Genomic DNA, 3,355 nt, shown 5'->3' with positions numbered 1-3,355 from the left:
GGGGTGCATGACGCCGAGATCGCCGGCGGCTGGTTCCATTCCGGCGATCTCGGCGTCATGCACCCCGATGGCTACATCCAGCTCAAGGACCGCTCCAAGGACATCATCATCTCCGGTGGCGAGAACATTTCCTCTATCGAGGTCGAGGACGCGCTCTACAAGCACCCGTCGGTTGCCTCTTGCGGCGTCGTCGCCAGGCCCGACGACAAATGGGGCGAAGTGCCTGTTGCCTATGTCGAGCTGAAACCCGGCAAGGTCGCGACCGAAGCCGAGATCATCGATCACTGCCGCGCGCTGCTTGCCCGGTTCAAAGTGCCGAAGGCGGTCATCTTCGCCGAAATCCCGAAAACCTCGACCGGCAAGATCCAGAAATTCCGGCTACGCGAGATGGCCAAGGGGGCTTAGCTGCATCGCCACCCATGCTTCGCCTCGACAATTTGTCGCGGGCTTCGTCATCCTAGGGTGTAGCAGTCGCGAGCGACGTCGCGGAAACCCTGGAGCTGCTCCGCAGCCCAAGGGATCCATGCCGTCACCTTGCGGCCGAGCTCCGACAGTCGAGAATGGCGGCTGCAGGCTACAGCTCGCTGACCGGTGTAAACCTGTTGATCCGTCGCACTCTTTGACCAACGTCGCGGCATGGATCCTAGGGTCTGCGCCGCGTCGCTTCGCTCCTTGCTTCGCCCTAGGATGACGAATTCATCAGGGCCAGCCGCTAACGGCGATCGTCGATTCCACCTTCTCACTGTCACCATCTGTCACCATTCGTACGTGTATACCGAATCCGCATTGACAGGTCCTTCTTTTCGATTTACGAGTGATGAAAATCAAAATTCGTCACTCGTAAATCGATAGAGGATCATGTCCGAAGCCGCCACCATAGTCGCCGAAGCCGCCCGACAGGAAAATGTAACGCGCATTCTCGATTGCGCCGAGCGCCTGTTCCGGCACTATGGCTACGGCAAGACCAATGTCGCCGACATTGCGCGTGAGCTCGGCATGTCGCCGGCCAACATCTACCGTTTCTTCGCCTCCAAGGTCGAAATCCACCAGGCCGTCTGCGGCCGGATGCTCGGCGCCAGCTACAAGATGGCCTACGAGATTTCGCGCCTGCCGATCAGCGCCGAGGAGCGGCTCCGGCGCTACGTGCATGCGCAATACAAGATGACGATGGAGGTCATGCTCGACGACCAGAAGGTCCACGAGATGGTCATCGTCGCCCTCGAACGGGATTGGGGTGTGATCGACAAGCATGTCGACAGCATTCACGACCTGTTCGCGGAAATCATTCGTGACGGGATCGAGGCCGGTGAGTTCAGAAAACAGGATCCGGTTATCGCGTCTCGCTGTTTCGGCGCCGCGACCGTCATCCTGTGTCATCCGCAGATGGTGGCGCAATGCCTTGCCAAGACCAACCGGGCAATGCCTGACGACCTCGTCGACTATGCAATCAAGGCCTTGAAGTAGCCTCCGCCCGCCGGGCGCCGGTTTCAACGATTCATCTCCATTTCGGGAGTACGCGCGTGTCTTCGTTCAGTTCAATCATCGGCAGGTTGCCCGCTGTAGGCCCGGTGCTGCTTGTCACCGCCACTCTCGGGCTTGCCGGCTGCAGCCAGGAAAAAACCGAAGTCAAGGATATCATCCGCCCGGTCAAGGTTGTCGAGATCGCGAAGGTACATGACACCCGCACGCTCTCCTATTCCGGGTCGGTGAGGGCCCGCACCGAGAGCGCTCTGGCATTCCGCGTCAATGGCAAGATCACCGAGCGCCTCGTCGATATCGGCCAGCATGTGGCCTCGGGCGATGTGCTCGCCCGCATCGATCCCATTGACTACGACCTTTCGGTCAAGAGCGCGCAGGCAGCGCTCGATGCCGCCGAGCGGCAGGTCGAGACCGTGGAACTCGCCCGCAAGCGTGCCGAGCAGCTTTTTGCCAAGAATTTTGCCCCGAAATCACAGCTCGAACAGGCGACCTTGACCTATGACCAAGCGGTCGCCACCCGTGATTCCGCCCTTTCGACACTGGCTCAGGCGAAGAACCAGGTCGGTTATACCGATCTCAAGGCCGACAGGGATGGCATCGTCACCACGGTCAGCGCCGACGTTGGCCAGGTGGTCGGTTCCGGCACGCCGGTTGTCACTGTCGCTGTCGACGGCGAAAAGGAAGTGCTGATCGCCGTCCCCGAAATGGAAATCGCCGAATTCAAGCCGGGCAAGGCGGTCAAGGCGGGCTTCTGGTCCGACGATGCGCTGGCGCTCGACGGCAAGGTCCGCGAAGTCGCCGGCAGCGCCGATCCGCAATCACGCACCTTTGCCGTCCGCGTCAGCCTGCCCAACGATCCGCGTGTGCTGCTCGGCATGACCGCCAGCATCGAAGCCACGGCGGCCAATGAGCGGCAGCTGGTCTCGATCCCCCTGAGCGCACTGGCCGAGCAAGGCACCCAATCGATCGTCTGGACCGTCGATCGTGGCGCCGACACCGTTCATGCTCGTCCGATCAAGGTTGCCGAGTTCGCCGCCGATGGCGTGCGTGTCGCGGAGGGTTTGAAACCCGGCGATGTCGTGGTCGCCGCCGGCACGCAATTCATGACCGAGAACCTCAAGGTGAAGCTCGCCGGTGATACGGCGCTGCAATCGGCATCCGCGGCGGACGGCGACGCCAAGCAGGTGCGCTGACGACAGACAACCGGCTGCGCGTTCCCGCAGCCGCTGGTTTCCGGGCGGCAGGCGCCCGACCGAGACGCTCGATTGATGTAACCCCCACATCGATTTCGCGTCCCACCGCGATGAGTGCTTCTCCGCTGGGAGAGCCTTGCCGCCCGGAAGCCACTACGAACCCTCGATTTTGTTGCGCTAGATAGATGGACCAGCGTCGATGACCAATTCCACGGAAGAGAAGCGGCCCTTCAACCTGTCGCGCTGGGCAATCGGCCATCCCGCCATTGCGCGGTTCCTGTTCGGCCTGATCATCATTTCCGGCGCGCTCGGCCTGATGCGCATGGGCCAGAAGGAAGATCCCGATTTCACCTTCCGGGTCATGGTCGTCCAGGCGATCTGGCCGGGCTCCTCGATCCAGGAGATGGAAGACCAGGTCGTCAACAAGATCGAACGCAAGCTGCAGGAGACGCCGCATCTCGATTTCGTGCGCTCCTTCACCCGCGCCGGCAGCGCCATCATCACCGTGCAGATCAAGGGCGACACCAACACCGCCGAGATGACCGACGCGTTCTACCAGGTGCGCAAGAAGGTCGGTGACATTGCCGGTGACTTGCCACAAGGTCTGCTCGGCCCCTATTTCAACGACGAATTCGGCGACACCTTTATCACCCTGCATTCGATCAGCGGCGACGGCTTCAGCT

General features: G+C 61.4%; 3 protein-coding genes and 1 pseudogene. All 4 read left to right on the top strand.

Translation table 11 applies throughout. From position 1 onward, the window contains the following. Positions 1 to 405 (top strand): annotated as a pseudogene (locus tag EN879_RS29020) (AMP-binding protein); the annotation flags it as partial. Positions 406 to 858: 453 nt separating this feature from the next. After that, positions 859 to 1,464 (top strand): TetR family transcriptional regulator, encoded by a 606-nt coding sequence (locus EN879_RS29010; RefSeq protein ID WP_013532915.1) that lies wholly within the window; start codon positions 859 to 861, stop codon positions 1,462 to 1,464. Between the two features lie 56 nt (positions 1,465 to 1,520). Next, positions 1,521 to 2,672 (top strand): efflux RND transporter periplasmic adaptor subunit, encoded by a 1,152-nt coding sequence (locus EN879_RS29005; protein ID WP_063167611.1) that lies wholly within the window; start codon positions 1,521 to 1,523, stop codon positions 2,670 to 2,672. A gap of 199 nt (positions 2,673 to 2,871) precedes the next feature. Beyond that, positions 2,872 to 3,355, top strand: a 484-nt coding sequence (locus tag EN879_RS29000; protein ID WP_164774639.1) for an efflux RND transporter permease subunit, incomplete at its 3' end; no start/stop codon positions are given.

The sequence above is a fragment of the Mesorhizobium sp. M7A.F.Ca.AU.002.02.1.1 genome (assembly GCF_003998535.1).
Taxonomy (GTDB): domain Bacteria; phylum Pseudomonadota; class Alphaproteobacteria; order Rhizobiales; family Rhizobiaceae; genus Mesorhizobium; species Mesorhizobium ciceri.
The sequence above is the reverse complement of the archived record's forward strand: the minus strand, read 5'-3'. Positions and strand labels throughout refer to the sequence as shown.

Excerpts from the sequence above, each read along its gene's own strand:
- EN879_RS29010 (WP_013532915.1), top strand. The coding sequence starts at position 859 with ATGTCCGAAGCCGCCACCATAGTCGCCGAAGCCGCCCGACAGGAAAAT.